Consider the following 22,515-nt stretch of genomic DNA (forward strand, 5'->3'; position numbering starts at 1 on the left):
TTCACCAGCTGCCGGGCGTCGAGTCTCCGCCGGGGTGAATCCGATGTCAATGGGTGGACCCGCGAGGGAGAAGAGGCGCGGTGGTGCCCGGAGCCGGACTTGAACCGGCACGCCCGCGAAGGGGCAGCGAGGTTTAAGCTCGCCGTGTCTGCATTCCACCATCCGGGCAGGCCATGGGCTCCGCGTTGAGGATCCGAGCCTATCGGGACCCATCCCCCGATCAGCGGAAGGGCGGACCGATGTTGTCTTATTTTATTGACGTCTGAGGGTGCATCAGCCCGCGGAACGCGCCATCCGCACTTGCCAAACAGCGTGGCGGGAGGTGGACACGCGTGTACGTGAAATGACGGAATTTCACCGTCCGAACGAGGGCGTTCCACCTGTTCTCGACATCGTTCGACATCGTTCGACATTGCTTTTACAGCCCGGCCCGTCTCAGGGTCCGCCGTCCTCCCCAGGTATGACACGGCAGCTTCCCGTCCGACCCGAGTCGCCCCCCGGAACCGGAACAGCGACTGACTCCACGCGCCCTGTGCGCCGGGACGATGGAGCGGTCCCCAGGAACACACGTCACCCCCCGAGGAGCACTGTCCCGTGACCACCACACCCACCGCCGGCCGGACCACCACCGTGGCCGCACGCGCCACGGAGCTGTCGAAGATCTACGGGCAGGGTGAGACCCGGGTGGTCGCCCTGGACCGGGTCTCGGTCGAGTTCCGGCAGGCCGAGTTCACCGCGATCATGGGCCCGTCCGGGTCCGGCAAGTCCACGCTGATGCACTGCGTGGCGGGCCTGGACACCTTCTCCTCGGGGTCCGTCAGGATCGGCGACACCGAGCTGGGCTCCCTGAAGGACAAGCAGCTCACCAAGCTCCGCCGGGACAAGATCGGCTTCATCTTCCAGGCGTTCAACCTGCTGCCGACGCTGACCGCGCTGGAGAACATCACCCTGCCGATGGACATCGCGGGCCGCAAGGCCGACAAGGCGTGGCTGGATCAGGTCATCCAGATGGTGGGGCTCTCCGGGCGGCTCAGCCACCGGCCCTCGCAGCTCTCCGGCGGCCAGCAGCAACGCGTGGCGGTCGCCCGCGCCCTCGCCTCCAAGCCCGACATCATCTTCGGTGACGAGCCGACCGGAAACCTCGACTCGCGCTCCGGCGCCGAGGTCCTCGGCTTCCTGCGCAACTCGGTGCGGGAGCTGGGCCAGACCGTCGTCATGGTGACCCACGACCCCGTCGCCGCCGCCTACGCCGACCGCGTCGTCTTCCTCGCGGACGGCCGGATCGTGGACGAGATCCACGGCCCCACCGCCGACTCCGTCCTCGACCTCATGAAGCAGTTCGACGCGAAGGGCCGTACCTCCTGATGTTCCGCACCGCCCTGCGCAACGTCCTCGCGCACAAGGCCCGGCTCCTGATGACCGTGCTCGCCGTCATGCTCGGCGTGGCGTTCGTGTCCGGGACGCTGGTCTTCACCAACACCATCTCCGACGCCTACCAGAAGAGCAGTGCCAAGGGCTTCGACCAGGTCGACGTCGCCGTACGGCCCAAGTACCAGCAGTCCGAGGGCGACAAGGTCGGCCGGACGCCGGACCTGACCCGGGCCACGCTGGACAAGGCCGCCAAGGTCCCCGGCGCCGCCTCCGCGACCGGTGTCGTCACCGGCTTCACCGCCCTCGCCGGCAAGGACGGCAAGCTCGTCGGCGGCGACTGGCAGTCCAACGGCGGCAACTACTGGGGCACCCAGGACGCCCGCTACCCGCTGGTCAGCGGCCACGCCCCGCACGGCAGGGGCGAGGTGCTGATCGACTCCAAGACCGCCGAGCGCACCGGCTACAAGGTCGGCGACACCGTGCGGCTCTCCGTCGACGGCCCCGTCCTCACGCCGACCGTCGTGGGCGTCTTCACCACCGACGACGGCAACGTCGCCGCGGGCGGCAGCCTCACGCTCTTCGACACCGCGACCGCGCAGGCGCTGTTCGGCAAGAAGGGCGCGTACGACGAGATCGACGTCAAGGCCGCGCCCGGCACCAGCCAGTCCGCGCTCAAGGCCGGGCTGGACAAGGCCCTGCCCACGCGTCTGGTGGAGACCACCACCGGCAAGCAGCTCGCCGACGACCAGGCCAAGCAGATCGCCGACTCGATGAGCGGGCTGAAGCAGGCGCTGCTGGTGTTCGCCGGTATCGCCCTGTTCGTCGGCACGTTCATCATCGCCAACACCTTCACCATGCTGGTCGCCCAGCGCACCCGGGAACTGGCCCTGCTGCGCGCGGTCGGCGCCTCCCGCCGCCAGGTCACCCGCTCGGTGCTCATCGAGGCGTTCGCGGTCGGCGCGGTCGCCGGTGTGGCGGGGCTCGCCGCCGGTATCGGCATCGGCGCCGGACTGCGCTCGCTGCTCGGCTCCTTCGGCGCGAGCGTGCCCGACGGACCGCTGGTGATCAGCCCCGGCACGGTGGCGGCCGCCCTCGCGGTCGGCGTCCTCGTCACCATGCTGGCCGCCTGGCTGCCCGGCCGCCGGGCCGCGAAGATCCCGCCGGTGGCGGCGATGAGCAGCGTGCACGCCAAGGCCACCACCAAGTCGCTGGTGCTGCGCAACACCTTCGGCGCGCTGTTCGCCGGGGCGGGCGTCGCCGTGGTCCTCGCGGCCACGACGATGAACGCCGACTCCGCCCAGGGCCCGATGGGCATCGGCGCGGTCCTGCTCATCATCGGCGTCTTCATCCTGACCCCGCTGCTGTCCCGCCCGCTGATCGCGGCGGCGTCCCCGGTACTGCGTGTCTTCGGTGTCTCGGGCAAGCTGGCCCGGCAGAACTCGGTGCGCAACCCGCGCCGCACGGCGGCCACCGCCTCCGCGCTGATGATCGGCCTGACCCTGATCACCGGCATGACGGTGATGGCGGGCAGCCTGCAGACGGCCATCGACAAGATGGCGTCCTCGGCGATCCGCGCGGACTACGTCGTGTCGATGGCCAACCGCTCCCCGCTCTCCCCGGAGGTGGCGACCAAGCTCGCCGCGGCCGACGGCGTCACCGCCAGCAGCCCGCTGCGCAACGCCGTGTCCCGCATCGACGGCAAGACGGAGTTCCTGACCGGCGTCGACGGCGCCTCCATCGGGAAGCTGACCGACCTGACGGTGGACGACGGCTCCTTCACGGTGAGCGGCACGCGGGTCGTCGTCGACAAGGACCGGGCCAAGGAGTACGGCTGGACGCCCGGCTCGCACTTCACCGCGCACTTCGAGGACGGCAAGGCCCGGCAGCTGACCGTCGCCGGCGTCTACGAGGGCAACGACATGATCCGCGGGATCATGGTCGACGACAAGGTCCTCACCCCGCATCTGAAGGACCCGGCCGACATGCAGGTCATGGTCAGGACGGCCGACGGCGCCTCCGGGGCGACGAAGGACCGGCTGGCGAAGGTCCTCGGCACCAACCCGGCCATCAAGATCCAGGACAAGAAGGACATCTCCAACGAGATCGCCCAGATGTTCACGACGATGCTGAACATGCTCTACGGCCTGCTCGGCATGGCGGTGATCGTCGCCGTCCTCGGTGTCATCAACACCCTGGCCATGTCCGTCTTCGAGCGCTCCCAGGAGATCGGCATGCTCCGCGCGATCGGCCTGGACCGCAAGGCGGTCAAGCGGATGGTCCGCCTGGAGTCCCTGGTGATCTCCCTGTTCGGTGGCGTGCTCGGCATCGGCCTGGGCGTGTTCTTCGGCTGGGCGGCCGGTCAGCTGCTGGGCACGAAGATGCCGACGTACGAACTGGTCCTGCCCTGGGGCCGGATGGCGGTCTTCCTGCTGCTGGCGGGCGCGGTCGGCGTGCTGGCCGCCCTGTGGCCGGCGCGGCGCGCGGCGAAGCTGAACATGCTGGCGGCGATCAAGGCCGAGTAGCCGCAGGGCACCGGAAAAAAGGGGGGGCCTCGCGGCTGCGAGGCCCCCCCTTTTGCCGTACGGGTCGTCAGACCGTGTTCCAGGTACGCGTGCGCAGCGGCAGCCCGGACGCGCCCGATTCCGGGGTGCGCACGGCCAGGACCTGGTTGACGCCGATGCGGTTGTGCTCGAAGGAGAGCGCGGAGGCGGCCATGTACAGCCGCCAGACGCGGGCGCGCCCCGGGCTGGTGAGCCGGACCGCGCGGCCGAAGTCCGCCTCCAGGTTGGCGACCCAGCGGCGCAGGGTGCGGGCGTAGTGCTCGCGGATCGACTCCACGTCCCGCACCTCGAAGCCGGCGCGCTCCAGCTGGGTGACGGTGGTGCCGATGGGGGCCAGTTCGCCGTCGGGGAAGACGTAGGCGTCGATGAAGTCGTCCACCTCGTACGCCGACTCGTCGCGCTGCGGGCGGCGCGCGATCTGGTGGTTGAGCAGCCGTCCGCCGGGTTTGAGCAGGCCATGCAGCCGGCTCGCGTACTCCAGGTAGCGTTCGGCGCCGACGTGTTCGGCCATGCCGATGGAGGAGATGGCGTCGAAGGGGCCGTCCGTCACGTCCCGGTAGTCCTGGACGCGGACCTCCACCCGGTCGGCCAGGCCCTCGTCGGCGACCCGCTTGCGGGCGTACACCGCCTGCTCCTGCGACAGCGTGACCCCGACGGCGCTCACGCCGTGCTCGCGGGCCGCGTGGATCGCCATGGAGCCCCAGCCGCAACCCACGTCCAGCAGCCGCTGACCCTCCCTCAGGCCGAGCTTGGCGCAGACGAGTCCGAGCTTGTCGCGCTGGGCGGTCTCCAGGGTCGCGCCGTCCTCCCAGTAGGCGCACGAGTAGACCATGGACGGCCCGAGCACCAGCTCGTAGAAGTCGTTGCCGACGTCGTAGTGGTGGCTGATGGCCCGCTTGTCGGTGCGCCGGGTGTGCAGGCGCCGGCGGGGCCGGCGGACCTCCTCGCGCGGCGGGGCGGGCGGAATCGGGGGCCCGGCGAGCCTGAGCAGGTCGCGGGCGGCCGCGCGCACCTGCGGGTCGCGCACGGCCTGGCGGAGGGTGCGGGCGTCCTCGCCGCGCTCCCACACCAGGGCCGCCATCGCGTCCAGCACGCTGTACAGGTCGCCCTCGACGTCCAGGTCGCCGGCGACCCAGGCGCGGACGAGGCCCAGCTCGCCCGGTTTGAACAGGATGCGGCGCAGGGCGCGGCGGTTGCGCACGACCAGCGCCGGCGCGTCCGGCGGCCCGTCCTGCGAGCCGTCCCAGGCCCGGATCCGCACGGGGAGCGGGGCTCCCAGCAGTTGCTCGGCAAGACTCCTCAGCCGCGACGCGGCGTCGGCCATGGCGCACACCTCCAAGGCGAGATCCCGGATGCCGGTTACCACGTAAACACCACAAAGCCTTCGGCGCAGTCCCGCAAAGGAGTTACGACTGGGCAAAACCGGTGTAGTGGCCACGCAGTTGGCGGGGTGCGCGGCGCCGTCCGGGAACGCCGAAGGACCTCCCGCACCACGGATGGCAGGAGGCCCTTCGGGGGTGTCTCGCGTGACGGGAGGTCAGGAGGCCTTGGCCTTCTCCTCGGTCTTGGCGGCGGCGACCGGGGCCGGCTTGGCGGCCTCGTAGAACTCCTCGCGCGGGTTCTCCATGGCGCCCAGGGAGACGACCTCGCGCTTGAGGAACATGCCGAGGGTCCAGTCGGCGAAGACGCGGATCTTGCGGTTCCAGGTCGGCATCGCCATGCCGTGGTAGCCACGGTGCATGTACCAGGCGAGGCGGCCCTTGAGCTTGATCTTCATCTTGCCCATGACGATCATCGCCACGCCCTTGTGCAGGCCGAGACCGGCGACCGCACCCTTGTTGGCGTGCTCGTACTCCTTCTGCGGGAAGCCCCGCATGCCGGAGACCACGTTGTCGCCGAGGACCCGGGCCTGGCGCAGCGCGTGCTGGGCGTTCGGCGGGCACCAGGCGTTCTCGTTGCCCGCCTTGCGGCCGACGAGGTCCGGGACCTGGGCGTTGTCGCCGGCGGCCCAGATGTAGTCCGTGCCCTTGACCTGGAGGGTCGGCTCGCAGTCGACGTGACCGCGCGGGCCGAGGGGCAGACCGAAGCGGGCGAGGGCCGGGTTCGGCTTGACGCCGGCGGTCCAGACGATGGTGTTGGAGTCGACCTCGAGGCCGTTCTTCAGCACCACGTGGCCGTCGACGCAGGAGTCCATGGAGGTGGAGAGGTAGATCTCCACGCCCCGGCTCTCCAGGTGCTCCTTGCCGTACTGGCCGAGCTTGGGGCCGACCTCCGGCAGGATCTTGTCGGCGGCGTCGACGAGGACGAAACGCATGTCCTCACGGGACACGTTCTTGTAGTACTTGGCCGCGTCCCGGGCCATGTCCTCGACCTCGCCGATGGTCTCCGCGCCCGCGAAGCCACCGCCGATGAAGACGAAGGTGAGCGCCTTGCGGCGGATCTCCTCGTCGGTCGTGGAGTCGGCCTTGTCCAGCTGCTCCAGCACGTGGTTGCGCAGGCCGATGGACTCCTCGATGCCCTTCATGCCGATGCCCTGCTCGGCGAGGCCGGGGATCGGGAAGGTGCGGGAGACCGCGCCCATCGCGATGACCAGGTAGTCGAACGGCAGCTCGTACGCCTCGCCCACCAGCGGGGCGATCGTGGCGACCTTGCGGTCCTGGTCGATGGTGGTGACCCGACCGGTGAGGACCTCCGCCTTCGGCAGCACGCGTCGCAGCGGGACGACGACGTGGCGAGGGGAGATGCTGCCGGCGGCGGCTTCGGGGAGGAAGGGCTGGTAGGTCATGTACGACCGGGGGTCGACGACCGTGACGGTCGCCTCTCCGAAGCGCATCTTCTTGAGGATGCGCCGAGCTGCGTACAGGCCTACGTACCCACCGCCTACTACGAGGATCCTGGGACGCTCCGTGGTGCTCATGGCATCGAGTATCCACCCGCTCCAGGAGGGGTGCTCGTGCGCCCCTTCACAAGGATCGGCAGGGCCTGTGCTACACTCCGCGACTCGCGTGACGCAGGTCATGGCCGCCGCCGGGAACCCGGACCCCCCGATGTCCGTTGTCAAGGCCGCGTGAGCTGCCTCTCTCGGCGTCGGGCGGGTGTGTGAGCCGCCCGAGACACCCTCGTCGGTGCGCGACCCGAAGGGGACGTACACCCCTCATCTGAACGCGTTCAAGGGGCCATTCGACCCCCGAAAGGACCAACAGGGGCCCTTGCGTACGCCACCCCGGCCGAATTCCTTGTGAAGAACTTCACGAAGTTTTCCGACGACGTGTCACCGAGGAGCCCCGAAGGGCCCCCGGAAGCCGCTCAAACGTTATCCGACCTGCTCAGCAGAAGGCTACTGACAGGTAACCGAAGTGGGCTACGCCACCGACCACGCGATGCCGTCGAGGATGTCGTGCTCGCTCACCACGACCTCCCCGGCGCCGATCCGCTCCATGATCGCGAGCAGGACGAGGGCGCCCGCGCCGATGACGTCGACCCGGCCGGGATGCAGGGACGGGATCGCGGCGCGCTCGGCGTGCGTGGAGCGCAGCAGCGACTCGGTGATCTCGCGGACCCGGTCGTAGGAGACGCGGGAGTGGTGGATGCGCGCGGAGTCGTACTCCGGCAGGTCCTGGGCGATGGCCGAGACGCTGGTGACGGACCCGGCGAGGCCCACCAGGGTGTGCGCCGCCCGCAGCGGGACGGTCTGCTCCGCGAGGTCCAGGGCGGCCTCGATGTCGGCCCTCATCGCGGCGATCCGCTCCTCGGTGGGCGGGTCGCAGACCTCGCCGCCGCGCACCAGGTGCCGTTCGGTCATCCGCACACAGCCGACGTCGACCGAGCGCGCGGCCCGCACGTGCTCCTCGCCGACGACGAACTCGGTGGAGCCGCCGCCGATGTCCACCACCAGGTACGGCCTGGCGAGGTCGGTGCGGCCGGTCAGCTCCTTGGTGGCGCCGGTGAAGGAGTACTCGGCCTCCTGGTCGCCGGTGATCACCTCCGGCTCGACCCCGAGGATGTCCAGCACCCCGCGCACGAACTCGTCGCGGTTCTCGGCGTCCCGGGAGGCGGAGGTGGCGACGAAGCGGAGCTTCTCGGCGCCGTGCTCCTTGATGATCCCGGCGTACTCCCGGCACGCGGCGAACGTGCGCTCCAGCGCCTCCGGCGCGAGCCGCCCGGTGCGGTCGACGCCCTGGCCGAGCCGCACGATCGTCATCCGGCGGTCCAGGTCGACCAGTTCGCCGGTCGCGGGGTCCGCGTCGGCGACGAGCAGACGGATGGAGTTGGTACCGCAGTCGATGGCGGCGACACGGGTCACTTCTCGTCTCCCTCGGGGCGTTCGCCGGTGCCTTCGGCGTTCTCGGTGAGCGTCACGCAGGCGCCCTTGCGCCACCACTCCGGCAGCATCGCCAGGGCCTCGTCGCCGAGCGGGTTCACGCCCGGGCCGGCGGCCAGCGAGTGGGCGACCAGGACGTGCAGGCACTTCACCCGGTCCGGCATGCCGCCCGCGCTCGGGAAGCCCTTCAGCTCCTCGATCTCGTCCCGGCGCCGGATGTAGTCCTCGTGCGCGGCGCGGTACGCGGCGGCCAGCTCCGGGTCGGTCGCGAGCCGCTCGGTCATCTCCTTCATCACGCCGTTCGCCTCCAGCGTGCCGATGGCGGAGGACGCCTTCGGGCACGTCAGGTAGTACAACGTCGGGAAGGGCGTGCCGTCGGGCAGCCGCGGCGCCGTCTCCACGACGTCCGGCTGGCCGCACGGGCAGCGGTGCGCGATGGCCCGCAGGCCCCGCGGCGGGCGGCCGAGCTGCTGCTTGAAGGCCTCGACGTCCGCGTCGGTGGGCTCGGTGCGCGAAGTGGGCGGCGGAGGGGTTTCCATGACTGCTTTCGGATGGCTTTCTGTCGGTCACCGGCCGGCGGCCGGCTCACTGGTCGGAGGCGTCGGACTTGTCGACCCCGTCCCAGACGTTGGCGTACCAGGGCCGCTGGGCGGCCTTCAGGTCGGCGCGGGACTGCCGGGCCGCATGGGGGTCGACGACCACGTACCCGGTCTCCCCCGGCATCACATAATGCAGCCGGCGCCGGATCTGCTGCTCGGCGTAGGCGTCGTCCTGCCAGCGTGCCTTGAGGTCGCGCAGCTGCTCGACGCGCTTGCCGGCCTGTCGCTGCTGCCGCTGGAGGTCGGAGATCTGCGCGCGCTGGGAGACGTACTGACGCATCGGGTAGGCGAGCGCGACGATCATCGAGCACAGCACCAGGACGAGCAGCGCGGCGCGCCCGGTGAGCCGGGAGCGGCGGGCCTGCCGCTTGCTCTGGGAACGGTAGACCCGGGCCGCGGTCTGCTCGCCGAGCAGCCGCAGCCTGGTCGCGGTGGAGAAACGGTCCCGGTCCCGTGCGGCCATCGTGGCTCTCCGCCTCCCCTTGCCTTCTGCCTCGCGCTTCACACGTGCGTACGTCCCCGGACACGGTACGGGACCGGTACGGGGACGTACGTACGACTGGCTAAGACTTAGCCCGGACTGGCTCAGCCCTTGGAGATCTGGGCGGTGCCCTTGAAGCGCGGGAAGGCGCTGCGGCCGGCGTACACCGCGGCGTCGTCGAGGATCTCCTCGATGCGCAGCAGCTGGTTGTACTTGGCGACGCGCTCGGAGCGGGCCGGGGCGCCGGTCTTGATCTGGCCGCAGTTGGTGGCGACGGCGAGGTCGGCGATGGTGACGTCCTCGGTCTCGCCGGAGCGGTGGGACATCATGCACTTGAAGCCGTTGCGCTGGGCCAGCTCGACGGCGTCCAGGGTCTCGGTCAGCGAGCCGATCTGGTTCACCTTCACGAGCAGGGCGTTGGCGGTGCCCTCCTCGATGCCGCGGGCGAGGCGCTCGGGGTTGGTGACGAACAGGTCGTCGCCGACGAGCTGGACCTTGTCACCGAGGCGGTCGGTGATGACCTTCCAGCCGGCCCAGTCGTCCTCGAACAGCGGGTCCTCGATGGAGACCAGCGGGTAGGCCGCCACCAGCTCCTCGTAGTACTCCGTCATCTCGGCGGCGGAGCGCTCCTTGCCCTCGAAGAGGTACTTGCCGTCCTTGTAGAACTCGGAGGCGGCGACGTCGAGCGCGAGGGCGATCTGCTCGCCGGGGACGTAACCGGCCTCCTTGACGGCCTCCAGGATGAGGTCCAGGGCGGCGCGGTTGGACTCCAGGTTGGGGGCGAAGCCGCCCTCGTCGCCGAGGCCGGTGGACAGGCCCTTGCTCTTCAGGACCTTCTTCAGCGTGTGGTAGACCTCGGCGCCCCAGCGCAGGGCCTCGGAGAAGGACTCCGCACCTACGGGGGCGATCATGAACTCCTGGATGTCCACGTTGGAGTCGGCGTGCGAGCCGCCGTTCAGGATGTTCATCATCGGGACGGGCAGCAGGTGCGCGTTCGGGCCACCGAGGTAGCGGAACAGCGGCAGGTCGGAGGCCTCGGAGGCGGCGTGGGCCACGGCCAGCGAGACGCCGAGGATGGCGTTGGCGCCGAGGGAGCCCTTGTTGTCCGTGGCGTCCAGGTCGAACATGGCCTGGTCGATCAGGCGCTGCTCGGTGGCGTCGTAGCCGACCAGCTCCGGGCCGATCTGCTCGATGACGGCGAGGACGGCCTTCTCGACGCCCTTGCCCTGGTAGCGGTTCGGGTCACCGTCGCGCAGCTCGATGGCCTCGAAGGCACCGGTGGAGGCGCCGGACGGGACGGCGGCACGACCCGTGCTGCCGTCGTCGAGGCCGACCTCGACCTCGACCGTGGGGTTGCCTCGGGAGTCCAGGATTTCCCGGGCTACGACGACGTCGATGGACGGCACGAGCATCTCCTTCTTGGATGTGACGCTGGAACTGCGAAGTGGTGTGCCTTACGGCTGTGCCTTGCGACTAGAGCCTAACCGTCTCCGGGGGATCAGCCACCGACCGACCGCCCCGTGGACGGGGAGGGACACGCAGACGGTACCCATTGTTCACCAGCGGAACAAAGGGGGGCGCGGGTGAAGAGCGGGCAAACGAGTGGGGCGGGGGCGGACGCCGGGGGCGGGGCCTGGCCGGCCGGAGCGTTCGAGTGCCGGAGCGAGCGGTGGGGGCGAGAGCCGGGACCGACCTGGCGGGGCGGGGAAGGCTCGGGCGTGCGGCGGGCGCGGAGGGCGGCGTCGGGGTTGGCCCGGCGGAACGCCGGGGGCCGGGGGGAGCGGTGTGGGGGTGAAAAGACCCCGCCCCGGCGCGTACGGGGGAACACGCGCCGGGGCGGGGAGCCCGTGGGGACGGGGGGTGGCCCTCACGGGGTCCTCAGTGTGGGGGGTGGGGATGTGAGGGCCCTGCGGGTCCGGCCGGAGCCGGATGTCACTTCAGGTGCAGCTGCTGACCCGGGTAGATGAGGTCGGCGTTGTCGATGATGTCCTTGTTCAGCTCGAACAGCTTCTGCCAGCCGCCCCGCACCTGGTGCTTCTCGGCGATGGAGCTGAGGGTGTCACCCTTGACGACCTTGTACTCGCCGTCGCCCTTCTTGACCTTCTTGCCGGTCGGGGTGGTGACGGTCTTGCTCGCGGACGGGGCCGTGCGCTCGGCGGAGCGGGAGGCGGCCTGCCCGTCGGTGGAGCGGGTGGTGGTGCCGGCGCCGCTGCCGGCGGAGCTGCTGCTCGACGAGCTGGAGCCGGCGCTCGGGGCGGAGCCGTTGTACGCGGCGGAGGACAGCCCCGTGCCGCAGACCGGCCAGGCGCCCTTGCCCTGCGCGGCGAGGACCTTCTCGGCGACCGCGATCTGCTGCGCCTTGCCGGCCTGGTTGGCCTGCGGGGCGTACGCGGTGCCGCCGTACGCGGCCCAGGTGGAGGCGGAGAACTGCAGGCCACCGTAGTAGCCGTTGCCGGTGTTGATGGACCAGTTCCCGCCGGACTCGCACTGGGCGACCGCGTCCCATTCGGAGGCGGTGGCGGCGGAGGCGTTGCCGGCCGCCATCAGCGGGGCGGCGACGGCGGCACCGGTGACACCGGCGAGCGCGATGACGCGGGTGGCCTTGGACGGGCGACGGTGCTTGCCCTTGCCGGAGAACAGCATGGATCGATCCCCTCACCGACGCCTGCGAGGTGAGCTGTCGGGTTCGGGCCGGTTGAGTTGCCCGGCCGCACGCCCGCTGTCGCGGGCCTGCGGCTTCACCCCAAGCCGGTTCCGGCGTCAACTGCCGGTTCCGGCGCCTACCTTGGGTCCCCCGCTCCTGCCTACGGCGCTTGACGCGACGACTGTTCCCGGGCGACCGCTGGCAGGATTCGGCGTTGCGGCTGCCGGGGCTCGTGGTGACGAGCGGTCCTGACCGTAGACACGCGATCGACGGAATTTCAAAGACGATCAGGGCTTCTGAGACTCATCCCACACTTTCGCCAAACCGGACATTAGCGATCAACTGGGGCGTCAACTCCCGCTATCGCGCGCCCGTTTCGCGACCCACTTCCAGCGTCTGACCGGCGGCGATGAGGTTCGGGTCGGCGCCTATCACCTTGATGTTGCCGTCGTAGAGCGCATGCCATCCGCCGTCGACGCCAAGGGAGTCGGCGATGGAGGCGAGCGTGTCGCCCTCGCGGACGGTGTAGGTGGCCGGCCCGCTGCCCGCATGGCGGCCGGCGGACGTGGCGTTCTGACCGTTTGCCGCGCTTTCGTCCGCACTGTCCCCGCGGTGACGTCCGCCACTGCTGAGCGCTCCGGTGTCGACGAGGCTCCAAGAGCCGGGACTCTGGCGGGAATTGTCCGACTCGTCGGTTCCGGGGACGGCCGTCGGGGAACTGTCGCTCGCCGGCGCGTTCCCGGTGCCCGACGAACCGGTGGAACCTCCGGCTCCCGCAGAACCGGACGCACCCGCCTTGTCGGTCTTGTCGGACTTGGGGGTGTCGGTCCCGCCGGAGTCACGCTTCCCGCCCGACGCCGTGCCGGAACCCTCGCTCGCGCCCGGCGTGGCCGTGCTGCCGGAGCCCACGGAAGAACCCGCGCCGGAGCCGGACTTCGCGCCCGACTGGGAGCCCGAACCGGAGCCGCTCCCGGAACCCGAGCCGGACCCCGACCCGGAGCCGTCCGGCAGGCCGGAGGAGTCGGAGGTGTCGGCCGAGGCGGAGTCGTCGCCCGACCCCTTGCCGTTGCCGGAGCCGCCGACGCCCGTGTCGACCTTGACCGAACCAGAGTTGGAGGTCAGCCCGGCGGTCAGCGCGCACATGGTCCACGGCTTGGTGCCCTGGTCGGCGAGGATCTTCTCGGCGACGGCGATCTGCTGGTTGCGGCTGGCCTGGTCGGGGCTGTCGGCGTACTGCGTGCCGCCGTACTTGTCCCAGTCGTCCTGCGAGATCTGCAGACCGCCGTAGTACCCGTTGCCGCTGTTCGCGCTCCAGGAACCCCCGCTCTCGCACTCGGCGACCTTGTCCCACGTGGTGCCGTCGGCCGCGTGGGCGCTCGCGGCGCCGAGCAGCGGGATGGCGATGGCGGAGCCGGTCACTCCCGCCGCGACGATGAGGGCCGGAGCCTGACGGGGGCGACGGTGACGACCGTTCCCGGAGAGCATGCGGAAACCTTTCGTGCGACAGCAGGGACGGCGTGGCGGATGGTGCCGGTCGCCACGCTGATGGGTGAACGTATCGGCAGACGATCACTTGTCACAAGTTAATGCCGCACAGATCACGTGAAGATCACAGAGTTGAGCCGCTGTCATGTTTGTGGCGGACCCGTGACGTCAGCGGACCGGAGTGAACTCCACCGGCAGCGTGCGCAGGCCCCGCATGATGAGTCCGCCGCGCCAGCGCAGATCGGCCGGATCGGCCGCGAGCCGCAGGTCGGGCAGCCGGGTGAGCAGGGTGGCGAGCGCGCTCTGGCCCTCCAGGCGGGCGAGCGGCGCGCCCAGGCAGTAGTGGATGCCGTGGCCGTAGCCGAGGTGCTGGTTGTCCCGGCGCGAGAGGTCCAGCACGTCCGGCTCGGCGAACCGCTCCGGGTCCCGGTCGGCCGCCGCGAGCACCACGAGCACCGGGTCGCCGGGCGCGATGTCCTGGCCGCCGATGCTGAGCGGCTCGGTGGCGAACCGCCAGGTGGCCAGCTCCACCGGGCCGTCGTAGCGCAGCAGTTCCTCGATGCCGGTCTCCAGCAGATCCCGTTCGCCCCGCGCCAGCGAGTCCTGCAGCCGCCCGCGCTGTCCGGGGTGGGTGAGCAGCGCGTAGGTGCCGTTGCCGATCAGGTTCACGGTCGTCTCGAAACCGGCGAACAGCAGGATGAAGGCCATCGCCGCGGCCTCGTTCTCGGTGAGGTGCTCGCCGTGGTCGGAGGCGCGGATGAGGCCGGAGATCAGGTCCTCGCCGGGCGCGGGTTCGGCGGGCAGTGCCTCGCGCTTCTTGTGGATCAGCTCGGCGAGATAGCCGCGCATCTTCTTGACGGACCGCGCGACCCCGCCCCGCGGCCCTCCTCCGTGCCGGATCATCATCCCCGCCCAGTCCCGGAAGTCGTCCTGGTCCTCGCGCGGGACGCCGAGCATGTCGCAGATGGCGTAGATGGGGAGCGGGAAGGCGAACTCGTGGATGAGGTCGGCGGACCCCCTTTCGGCGAACCGGTCGATGAGCCGGTCGGTCAGCTCCTGCACCCGGGGCGCGAACTCGGCGACGCGCCGGGGCGTGAACGCCTTGCTGACCAGCCGGCGCAGCCGGGTGTGGTCCGGCGGGTCGATGTTGAGCAGATGCGTCATCAGCTCGGCCTTGCGCTCGCCCGGGATGCCGGTCTTGCCCTTGGCGTGCGCGGGCTCGTCGTGATGCGCCGGGTTCTTGCTCAGCCGCTGGTCGGCGAGGGCCTGCCGGGCATCGGCGTACCGCGTGACCAGCCAGGCCTCCACCCCGCTGGGCAGCCGCGTCCGCCGTACCGGCGCGTCCTCCCGCAGCCACGCGTAGGCGGGGTAGGGATCGGCGGCGAACTCCCAGGTGAACAGGGCCGGGGCGGCGTCCGTGTCCAGGCCCTCGCCTCCTGCGCAGGCACCGGCGGTGCCGGACCGCTCGGCGGGAGGCGCGGCGGGGCCGGCGCCCGGTGCCCCGGCGGACTCGGCGGGCTCGGCGGCTGGGTCCCCGGCGGAGATCACGGCGGGGTCGGCCGGTGGTCCGGGGGTGGTCGAGGGGTGGTGCTGGTCGCTCACTCCTCGACGTTATCCGGATCCCGGTGGGCCTCCGCGTCCCGGTGGCCGCCCGGAGCCGCAGCACCCTGCGGCGCGACGCCCTCCGCCCGGCGTATCGCGTCCCGGTACACCCGCGCCGCCGCGCGCAGCGCGGCCTCGGGGTCGACGCCGGACGCCTCGGCGCGGACCGCCAGGGCGAGCAGGTCGTAGCCGACGCCCTCGCCGCGCGGGAGGGGGACGTCCAGGCCCGCCGTACGGGCGCGGGAGGCGAGCTTGGCGGTGAGGGCCAGCCCGGGCTGGCCGAGCGGGACGCCCTCCGTGACCGAGGTGCGTCGCTTCTCCTCGGCCTTGGTACGCAGCCAGTGCTCCTTGACGTCCTCCGGGGTCTCGGCCTTCTCGTCCCCGAAGACGTGCGGATGCCGGTGGACGAGCTTGGCGACGATGCCGCCGGCCACGTCGTCCACGGAGAACGGCGCGTCCGGGTGCTCCTCGGCGATCCGGGAGTGGAAGACGACCTGGAGGAGGACGTCGCCCAGCTCCTCGCGCAGTTCCTCGCGCTCGCCGGCCTCGATCGCCTCGACCAGTTCGTACGCCTCCTCGATGCCGTACTTGGCGAGGCCCTCGTGGGTCTGCCGGGAGGACCACGGGCACTCGGCGCGGATCCGGTCCATGACCTGCACGAGGTCCAGCAGGCGGGCGCCGGGCAGGTCGTAGGAGGCGGGCAGCAGCTCCAGCTCCGGCATGGCGACGCGGCCGGAGCCGGCCAGCCGGGCCAGACCGTCGGTGAGGGCGGGCTCCCCCTCGCCGGTGGCCACGACCACCACCGTCCGGCCGCCGCAGCACGCGTCGACCAGCTCCTGGGCGGTGGGGGACGCCTCCGCGACCGCTATCCCGGCCTCGCGCAGATACGGCAGCTGCGGGTGCGCGCCGTCCGCGCACAGCACCGCGTCGGCCGCGCGCAGGGCCTGCCAGGCGGGCCAGGACAGCAGGCCGGGCGCGACGCGGTGGCTGGTGGTGAGCAGGACGATACGGCCGGGGCCGGCCGCGGGGGCGAGGTCGGAGCTGGATGCGTTCACGATCCGAACGTAACCCACGGCGGGAACGAGCGGATTCGGTTGTCCACAGGCCGGGGGGAGTCGTGTGATCGTAGGACCGCCACCTGTGGACAAGGGCTACGACGGCACCCGGCCGGGCCGCCACCGCGCTACGCGGTGACCGGCTCTCCGCCCCCGGCGCTCGTCGTGACCTCCCGCACCCACGGTGTCCTGGCGTCCACCCGGCTGCTCTTCTGCACGTCCCAGGCGCCGTAGCGCGGGTTGAGGTCGATGTGCAGCTCCTGGGACGCCTTGGACAGCGCCTTCCAGAAGGCGGGCCGGCTGGTGTCGGTGCCGAGCTTCCTGGCCAGCTTCTGCGCCTCCAGCTGGAGCTGGAGGTTGTCGTCGAGGCGGGCCGGGGCGATGCCGTACTTCTGCAGCCAGGCAGTCTGGAGCGCCTTGGCGCCGCCCGCCTGCTGTTCCATGCCCGCGCGCATCTGCTCGACCTCGTTGCGGCTCACCGAGATGCCCGCGTCCTGCGCGGCGCGGTGCAGCACCTGGTCGAGGACCATGTTGTGCAGGGTGTCGCGGGTGAGGCTGCTGGTGGAGGCGAGGACCTGCTGGTACTGGGCCTCGTCCGACACCGCGGCCCGCTGTGCCCTGCGGACCTCGTCGACCCGGCTCTGCAGCTGGGCGACGGTGATCCGCTGCCCGCCGACGACGGCCGCGGCGCCCGGGTGCGCGTCGCTTCCGCAGGCGGTCAGCAGGGGTGCCGCGGCGGCGATCGCGGCGGTGAGGACGAACGCGGTGCGACGGCGGCGGTGCAAGGGAACCTCCAAGGGGAGATTGTGCGACGGTGCACAAGGTCTTGCGGTGATCGATGGTAGGCAGTGGGACGGCCGGGGCCAACCCGTTGGACCAACGATTCACGCGCGCTTCGGGCACCGCCGCAGGCGTCCCTTACGCCACGGGGCTCAGCCGACGACGGCCACGGGCGCGTCCCACGCGTCCCGGTCGACGGTGAGCGTGACGCCGCCGTGCGTCTCCTTGCTGTCGACCATGTACTGATGACCGCGGCTGTGGTCCGTGAACCGGCTCGTCCCCCACGGCCAGTCCGCGCTCGTCGTGTTCTGCTTGTCCCACAGCGCGTACCAGAGGTTGCCCGGCAGGTCCGTCTTGTCCTTGGCGGTCGCGATCGCCTTGGCGCTGGAGCTGCTGAAGCCGTAGTAGCCGCTGCGGTACGTCTTCGCGCGCAGGCCCTTGTCGAAGGCGCGCACGTAGGTCAGCACGGCGGCGGCGCACGCCGTGTTCGTGATGTCGTACGGCTCCATGTCGAGGTAGACCGGGCTGCCCGCCTTCATGCCGAGCGCGGAGGCCTTGGCCACGGCGTCGGCGGCGTCCTTCGTGCCCAGGGAGGCGGCCGTGGACGCGGTCAGCTTCTCCGGGTCGGAGCCGGACTGGCAGGGTGGCTGGGCGCCGACGTAGATCGGGATGAGCTTCCAGCCGAGGGAGTTGACCGACTTCACCCAGGAGGCGGTGAGGCTGGGCTGGGTGCAGCCGCGGTTCTTGCCGCCCACATAGACGGCGGCGGCGCCGTAGAAGCCGGTGTGCCAGGCCTTCATCGCGGACAGCGAGGGCGCGGTGCAGGTGTCGAACGCCCGCCCGGTGAACGTCTTCTGCGCCGGCCACGCGGTCGCGGCCATGGAGGTCTGGGCGGCGATCCCGGCCCCGGCCACCACGGCGGCACCGGCGACCGCCCACGTGATGTGTCTGCGTCTCTTCGACTGCCGATGACCGGTCATGAGCCCCACCCCTTGTGTGCGTCACCCTTTGTGCTTCGCCCGGCAAAGTTGTTCAGCCACCGGCAAAGCGAAGCGCAAGGTATCAACCGACGGCGTCAGCCGCGCACCTGGCCCAGCCACTGGAGCGTGCGCCGGATCTCCAGGGCCATCGGGTGACCGGGGCCGTGCAGCCGTTCCACGTCCATCAGCAGCCGGGCGAGCGTGTCGTGCGCGGCGGGGCGGTCGCCCAGGGCGAGCAGGAGGTGTCCGACGCGCCGGCGCACCTCGTGCGCGAGCTGGGGGTCGCCGAAGACGTACCGGTTCTCGTAGTACGGCAGCAGCGCGCGGTACTCGGCGAGCGCCGCCGCCGGTTCGCCGAGCTGCTCCAGGCACTGCGCGGCCTCGTAGCGGTAGCGCAGGGACTGCGGGTCGGCCTGGCCGGCCTCGGCGGCGCGTTCGTCGGCGAGGCGTCGCAGTTCGGGCAGCGCGCGCCGGTACTGGCCGTCGTCCATGAGCGTGGCCGCGTACTGCTTGCGCAGGGAGCGCACGACCGGGGAGTGCGCGCCGTGCTGTTCGGCGGCGGCGGGCAGGATCGCGCCCAGGATGTCCACGGCCTGGGTGATGCGCCCCTCCCCCAGCAGCCGCTTGACCTCGTCCACGGCCGCGGCGACGTCCGGCTTCTCGACGACCGGCGGCGCGGGCGCGACGGGGGCGGGCTGGGGCGCGGGGGTCCGAGCCCGGTCCGGCCAGGGGGCGTGCGGGCGCAGGAAGGGGCGCGTGGGGTCCAGAGGTGCCCCGGTGGGCGTTCCGCGCGCGGGCAGGAGCGGCGCCAGGTCCTCGTACACCTCCTGCGCGGAGGCGGGCCGGTGCTGCGGGTCCTTGGCGAGCAGCCGCAGCACGAGCGTCTCCAGCGTCTCGGGGACCTCCAGGCGGAGCCGGCGCACGGGCTGCGGGGACTCGTACAGGTGCCGGTGCAGCACGCCCAGCGCCGTGGAGCCCGCGAACGGCACGTCGCCGCTGAGCAGTTCGTGCAGCAGCACACCGAGCGCGTACAGGTCGGTGTACGGGCCGACCGCGCCGCCCATCGCCTGCTCAGGGGCCATGTAGGCGGGGGAGCCGATCGGGGAGCCGGTGTGGGTCAGGCGCGTGGTGTCGGTGTCCATGACCGAGGCCACTCCCAGGTCGAGCACGGTGACCGTGCCGTCCTGCTTCACCATCACGTTGCGCGGCTTGAGGTCGCGGTGGACGATCGGCACGGCGTGCACGGCGCTCAGCACGGCGCACAGTTGCGCGGCCACCGCGACCGCCCACGGCCAGGGGTACGGGTCGTGCTCGGCGAGGTGGTCGGACAGGTCGGCGCCGTCGACGTACTGCATGACGAGGAACAGCTCCTCGCCCTCGCTGCCCGCGTCGTGCACGGTGACCAGGCCGGGGTGGTCGACCTGCGCGGTCACCCGGCACTCGCGCAGGAACCGGCGGCGCAGCTCGTCCGCCTCCTGGCCCGCCACCTTGTCGGGGCGCAGCAGCTTCACCGCCACGCGCCGGTCCAGCCGCTGGTCGTACGCCGTCCACACCTGGCCCATGCCGCCCTGCCCGAGGAGCGTGGACAGTTCGTACCGGCCGGCGACGACACGTCCTGCCGTCACGCTCACCTTCCGCCCTCGTGACCGTCCTGCCGGCCGTCGTGCTTGCGCAGGTAGTCGCTCAGCTCGTCCAGTTCGGCGCGGACCTGCTCGATGTGCGTGGGCGCCGGGCGCCGGGGCGGCGCGGGGACGTGCGGCTGGGGCGCGGGCGTGCGGGGCATCGGGGCCGGGGCGTACGGAGGCTGCGGCGTGCTCGGCGCGTTCGGCGTGCTCGGCCTGATCGGCGCGGTCGTCATGGTGAACGGCGACGCGGCCTGCGGGTACGGGTAGCCCGGCGCGAACGGCACGCCCACGGTGTAGGCCTGACGGAGCCGCTGGAAGTGGCGTATGTCCGCGTAGAGGTAGTAGCCGACGCAGGCAACGGCGTTCAGCAGCAGCATGCTCATGCCCAGCGTGCCGTTCGGCGAGCTGAAGTCGTCGGTGTGGTCGGTGCTGAAGAGGGCGAAGCAGATGCCGAGGACCACCACGGATCCGCCGAAGAACCACCACTCGGCGGGCCTGCGGGTGACGATCGCCGCGCGGAGCGTCGCCACCCACGCCAGGAACCCGATGCTCAGCAGCGCCACCGCCACGAAGATCACGCGCAACACGACCAGCACCCAGGTCGAGGGTGGCTGCGGCGGAGGCGGCGCGTAGCCGTGGCCGTGCATGGCTGCTCCTGGAGGCCTGGTGCGTGCGGACGTGTGTGCTGGGTCCGAGCGTATAGGCCGACGCCGACAGCCGGTCCCGGGTGTACCGAACCGTTGCCGCGCCCCGGCATCCGGGCCGCGCCTCAGTCGGGTGCCACCGTCCCGTCCGTCAGCCCGTCGTACATCCCGCGCACCAACTGCTCCCCCAGCCGGCTCGCGCGGCGCAATGCCCGCTCGAACTCGTCGAGGGCGCGGAAACGCGCGCCGTAGCGCCGCTGTTCGTCGAGCGGGAGCCGGGGCAGCTGGAGCCGGCGCACGTCCAGCCGGGTCGCGGTGGAGGCGTAGCTGCTGGCCTGCCGGTTGTTCGCGGTACCGCGCAGGAAGCCGGCGAGGAACCAGGGGTCGAGCGCCGTGCGATCGGGGCGCAGGAGCACGAGGTTGCGCCCCAGGGCGGCACCCTCCGTCGCGTCGTCGATCACGCGCGCCACCGAGCCACCGCCGAGCACCGGTACGACGACGTCGCCCGACTCGGTCAGCACGGACTCCTCCTCGCTCTCCGGCAGCGTTCCGGAGGGTGCCGTCCCGGCGAGGACGTCGTGGTCGGTCAGCACGGGCACGCGCGCGTGGCCGCCGTTTCCACCGGTGCGCATCACCAGCGCGCCCCCGCGCGCGAGTTCACCGACGGTGGTCAGCGGCCAGCGCGCGCCCGGCGCGGGCGCCGCGGGCGGCGGTGTGAGACCGGCGGTCAGGCGCAGCGTGGCGCCGAGGCGCTCGCGCACCGCCGTCAGCTGCTCCGCGCCGTCGGCCACCGCGGCGGGCGGCAGATGGCGGGCGGGCGCGAGATCGACGTCCTCGTCGAGGAGTTCGATGACCGGCACGGACCGCGCGAGCCCCGCGCGCTCCGCCAGCCGGCCGTCACGCGCGAAGCTCCGCCAGGCGTCCAGGACGGCGTCACGCACCGCCGCCCAGTCCGGCCCGCCGCGCGCCTCCCCGGCGACCCCCCCCGTGTCCACCAGCAGCACCTCGGGCGCCGCCGGTGTCCGGTCGGGCCGGCGCAGCACCCACACGTGCAGCGGGATGTTGTACGGCGGCGCCGCCCCGACCGGCAGCGCGACCACGGCCCGCAGCGCCCCCCGGCGCAGCAGATCGGCACGGATCCGGCGCCCGGAGCGGCGGGAGGCCGCGGCCGGCGGCATCAGCAGCACGGCGGCGCCGCCGTCGTCCAGCCGGGCCAACGCGTGCTGCACCCAGGCCAGTTCGGACTCGGTGCGGGCCGGGAAGCCGTACTCCCAGCGCGGGTCGTAGGCGAGTTCGTCATGCCCCCAGTTGCGCTCGTTGAACGGCGGGTGGCACAGCACCGCGTCGGCGCGCAGCCCCGGGAAGGCGTCGGCGCGCAGGGTGTCGCCCACAGCGCCGCGCACACCGGCGCGGGAGTGCAGCGCGAGCCGCAGCGCGGTGAGCGCGGCCAGGTCGGGTCACCAACACAGCACCAGCACCAGCACCAGCACCAGGCGCTCCTGCAACACCCCGCGCCGCCCGCACGCTCCATTCACTGTTCTCCCTGCTCAACCCACCCCTGAAGGACTGTCATGCGCCACTCGTCCCGCGTCGCCGCCCTGCTTGCCGTCGCGGCACTCCCGCTGGCCCTCACCGCCTGCTCCTCCGGCTCGTCCGGCGCCTCGGCCGGCACCCATGCGAGCACCGCGCCGGCCAAGGCGAAGGACGCGAACGCCGAACTGGCCACCGGCACGCAGCTGAAGAAGGCGCTGGCGCCCGCGTCGGCCTTCCCGGCCGGGTTCGTCGCCGAGGCCGACGGTGCCGCGGACAGCGGCGACCAGTTCCTCTCCCCGTCCGCCAAGAAGGCGGGGAAGCCGGACTGCACCCGGCTGGAGGGCACCTCCTGGATCCAGGTGTCCGGCCTCAAGGGAGGCGTGTCGTTCGCCCAGGACGACTACACCAACAAGGACAAGACCGAGGAAGTGGCCGAGGAGGTCGACGAGTTCCAGGGGAGCGCGGCGGCCACGGTGATGAAGGACCTGCGGTCGGTCGCGGCCGAGTGCGCCTCCTTCACGGACACCGACGCGCACGCCAAGGTGAAGCTCACCGGCCGGTCCGTGTCCGGGCTCGGTGACGACGCCTACACGATGACCCTGACCAGCGGCGCCTGGCAGAACGGCACCACGCTCCTCGCCGTGCGCAGCGGCACCTCGGTGGTCACCGTGCTGTCCACGGCGGGCAGCGACAACGGCACCGCGACCGCGCAGAAGGTCACGGACCGGATCCTCGATTCCCTGAAGGGGATCAAGGCCGCCTGATCCGGAAGGCGGGTCCCCGCCCGCGTACGACGGGAACACGAGCCGCGGCCCCCGGGCCGCGGCTCACCCG

Annotated in this window: 17 protein-coding genes, 1 tRNA gene, 1 pseudogene and 1 riboswitch; of the genes and pseudogenes, 3 read left to right on the top strand and 16 right to left on the bottom strand. The window is 71.8% G+C overall.

Annotation, left to right across the window (positions count from 1 at the left end; all coding sequences use genetic code 11):
• Nucleotides 1–81: 81 nt before the first annotated feature.
• Nucleotides 82–168, bottom strand: a tRNA-Leu gene (locus ACZ60X_RS31400).
• Between the two features lie 426 nt (nt 169–594).
• On the opposite strand from ACZ60X_RS31400, the gene ACZ60X_RS31405 reads away from it, so the two are divergent.
• Both ACZ60X_RS31405 and ACZ60X_RS31410 read left to right on the top strand, forming a co-directional pair.
• Nucleotides 595–1,365: an ABC transporter ATP-binding protein gene (locus tag ACZ60X_RS31405; RefSeq protein ID WP_469605639.1), complete on the top strand. Its 771-nt coding sequence runs from the start codon at nt 595–597 to the stop codon at nt 1,363–1,365.
• Complete coding sequence (locus tag ACZ60X_RS31410) at nt 1,365–3,893, top strand: ABC transporter permease (RefSeq protein ID WP_469605641.1); 2,529 nt, start codon at nt 1,365–1,367, stop codon at nt 3,891–3,893. Before ACZ60X_RS31405 ends, ACZ60X_RS31410 begins: the two co-directional genes overlap by 1 nt.
• A 67-nt stretch (nt 3,894–3,960) precedes the next feature.
• On the opposite strand, the gene ACZ60X_RS31415 is transcribed toward ACZ60X_RS31410, so the two are convergent.
• The 15 genes and pseudogenes from ACZ60X_RS31415 to ACZ60X_RS31485 form a co-directional block, all read right to left on the bottom strand.
• A complete protein-coding gene (locus ACZ60X_RS31415) occupies nt 3,961–5,256 on the bottom strand; it encodes a class I SAM-dependent methyltransferase (RefSeq protein ID WP_469605642.1) in 1,296 nt (431 codons plus the stop codon).
• 213 nt (nt 5,257–5,469) lie between these two features.
• Complete coding sequence (locus ACZ60X_RS31420) at nt 5,470–6,849, bottom strand: NAD(P)/FAD-dependent oxidoreductase (protein WP_469605645.1); 1,380 nt, start codon at nt 6,847–6,849, stop codon at nt 5,470–5,472.
• Between the two features lie 444 nt (nt 6,850–7,293).
• Nucleotides 7,294–8,235 (bottom strand): Ppx/GppA phosphatase family protein, encoded by a 942-nt coding sequence (locus tag ACZ60X_RS31425; RefSeq protein WP_469605647.1) that lies wholly within the window; start codon nt 8,233–8,235, stop codon nt 7,294–7,296.
• A complete protein-coding gene (locus tag ACZ60X_RS31430) occupies nt 8,232–8,792 on the bottom strand; it encodes a DUF501 domain-containing protein (RefSeq protein ID WP_469605649.1) in 561 nt (186 codons plus the stop codon). The genes ACZ60X_RS31425 and ACZ60X_RS31430 overlap by 4 nt, the downstream gene beginning before the upstream one ends.
• Before the next feature lie 46 nt (nt 8,793–8,838).
• On the bottom strand, nt 8,839–9,315 hold the full coding sequence (locus tag ACZ60X_RS31435) for an FtsB family cell division protein (RefSeq protein ID WP_469605652.1): 477 nt from the start codon (nt 9,313–9,315) through the stop codon (nt 8,839–8,841).
• Nucleotides 9,316–9,437: 122 nt separating this feature from the next.
• Nucleotides 9,438–10,745 (bottom strand): phosphopyruvate hydratase, encoded by a 1,308-nt coding sequence (gene eno, locus ACZ60X_RS31440; RefSeq protein WP_469605654.1) that lies wholly within the window; start codon nt 10,743–10,745, stop codon nt 9,438–9,440.
• Between the two features lie 520 nt (nt 10,746–11,265).
• Nucleotides 11,266–11,976, bottom strand: a complete 711-nt coding sequence (locus ACZ60X_RS31445; RefSeq protein ID WP_469605657.1) for a transglycosylase family protein — start codon at nt 11,974–11,976, stop codon at nt 11,266–11,268.
• Nucleotides 11,977–11,980: 4 nt separating this feature from the next.
• Nucleotides 11,981–12,155: riboswitch (cyclic di-AMP (ydaO/yuaA leader) on the bottom strand.
• 182 nt (nt 12,156–12,337) lie between these two features.
• Nucleotides 12,338–13,462, bottom strand: coding sequence for a transglycosylase family protein (locus ACZ60X_RS31450; RefSeq protein WP_469605660.1), 1,125 nt, complete (start codon nt 13,460–13,462; stop codon nt 12,338–12,340).
• Between the two features lie 168 nt (nt 13,463–13,630).
• Nucleotides 13,631–14,887: a cytochrome P450 family protein gene (locus tag ACZ60X_RS31455; protein ID WP_469605914.1), complete on the bottom strand. Its 1,257-nt coding sequence runs from the start codon at nt 14,885–14,887 to the stop codon at nt 13,631–13,633.
• Nucleotides 14,888–15,060: 173 nt separating this feature from the next.
• Nucleotides 15,061–16,119, bottom strand: coding sequence for a nucleoside triphosphate pyrophosphohydrolase (locus tag ACZ60X_RS31460; protein ID WP_469605662.1), 1,059 nt, complete (start codon nt 16,117–16,119; stop codon nt 15,061–15,063).
• Between the two features lie 128 nt (nt 16,120–16,247).
• On the bottom strand, nt 16,248–16,904 hold the full coding sequence (locus ACZ60X_RS31465; RefSeq protein WP_469605917.1) for a SurA N-terminal domain-containing protein: 657 nt from the start codon (nt 16,902–16,904) through the stop codon (nt 16,248–16,250).
• A gap of 147 nt (nt 16,905–17,051) precedes the next feature.
• Entirely contained in the window at nt 17,052–17,879 is an 828-nt protein-coding gene (locus ACZ60X_RS31470; RefSeq protein WP_469605665.1) for a glycoside hydrolase domain-containing protein, read from the bottom strand.
• Between the two features lie 95 nt (nt 17,880–17,974).
• Nucleotides 17,975–19,468: a protein kinase domain-containing protein gene (locus tag ACZ60X_RS31475; RefSeq protein ID WP_469605920.1), complete on the bottom strand. Its 1,494-nt coding sequence runs from the start codon at nt 19,466–19,468 to the stop codon at nt 17,975–17,977.
• Nucleotides 19,469–19,506: 38 nt separating this feature from the next.
• Nucleotides 19,507–20,151 carry a hypothetical protein gene (locus ACZ60X_RS31480; RefSeq protein WP_469605667.1) on the bottom strand — a complete coding sequence of 215 codons (645 nt, stop codon included), beginning with the start codon at nt 20,149–20,151 and terminating at the stop codon, nt 19,507–19,509.
• A 122-nt stretch (nt 20,152–20,273) separates the two neighbouring features.
• Nucleotides 20,274–21,605, bottom strand: a pseudogene (locus ACZ60X_RS31485) (N-6 DNA methylase); the annotation flags it as partial.
• A gap of 114 nt (nt 21,606–21,719) precedes the next feature.
• Between ACZ60X_RS31485 and ACZ60X_RS31490 the strand changes: the two are divergent.
• A complete protein-coding gene (locus ACZ60X_RS31490) occupies nt 21,720–22,445 on the top strand; it encodes a hypothetical protein (protein WP_469605669.1) in 726 nt (241 codons plus the stop codon).
• Nucleotides 22,446–22,515: the final 70 nt, after the last annotated feature.

Source organism: Streptomyces sp. NPDC104106 (assembly GCF_055584345.1).

Excerpts from the sequence above, each read along its gene's own strand:
- ACZ60X_RS31470 (WP_469605665.1), bottom strand. The coding sequence starts at position 17,879 with ATGACCGGTCATCGGCAGTCGAAGAGACGCAGACACATCACGTGGGCG.
- ACZ60X_RS31435 (WP_469605652.1), bottom strand. The coding sequence starts at position 9,315 with ATGGCCGCACGGGACCGGGACCGTTTCTCCACCGCGACCAGGCTGCGG.
- ACZ60X_RS31410 (WP_469605641.1), top strand. The coding sequence starts at position 1,365 with ATGTTCCGCACCGCCCTGCGCAACGTCCTCGCGCACAAGGCCCGGCTC.
- ACZ60X_RS31450 (WP_469605660.1), bottom strand. The coding sequence starts at position 13,462 with ATGCTCTCCGGGAACGGTCGTCACCGTCGCCCCCGTCAGGCTCCGGCC.
- ACZ60X_RS31490 (WP_469605669.1), top strand. The coding sequence starts at position 21,720 with ATGCGCCACTCGTCCCGCGTCGCCGCCCTGCTTGCCGTCGCGGCACTC.
- ACZ60X_RS31430 (WP_469605649.1), bottom strand. The coding sequence starts at position 8,792 with ATGGAAACCCCTCCGCCGCCCACTTCGCGCACCGAGCCCACCGACGCG.
- ACZ60X_RS31415 (WP_469605642.1), bottom strand. The coding sequence starts at position 5,256 with ATGGCCGACGCCGCGTCGCGGCTGAGGAGTCTTGCCGAGCAACTGCTG.
- ACZ60X_RS31420 (WP_469605645.1), bottom strand. The coding sequence starts at position 6,849 with ATGAGCACCACGGAGCGTCCCAGGATCCTCGTAGTAGGCGGTGGGTAC.
- ACZ60X_RS31445 (WP_469605657.1), bottom strand. The coding sequence starts at position 11,976 with ATGCTGTTCTCCGGCAAGGGCAAGCACCGTCGCCCGTCCAAGGCCACC.
- eno (WP_469605654.1), bottom strand. The coding sequence starts at position 10,745 with ATGCTCGTGCCGTCCATCGACGTCGTCGTAGCCCGGGAAATCCTGGAC.
- ACZ60X_RS31480 (WP_469605667.1), bottom strand. The coding sequence starts at position 20,151 with ATGCACGGCCACGGCTACGCGCCGCCTCCGCCGCAGCCACCCTCGACC.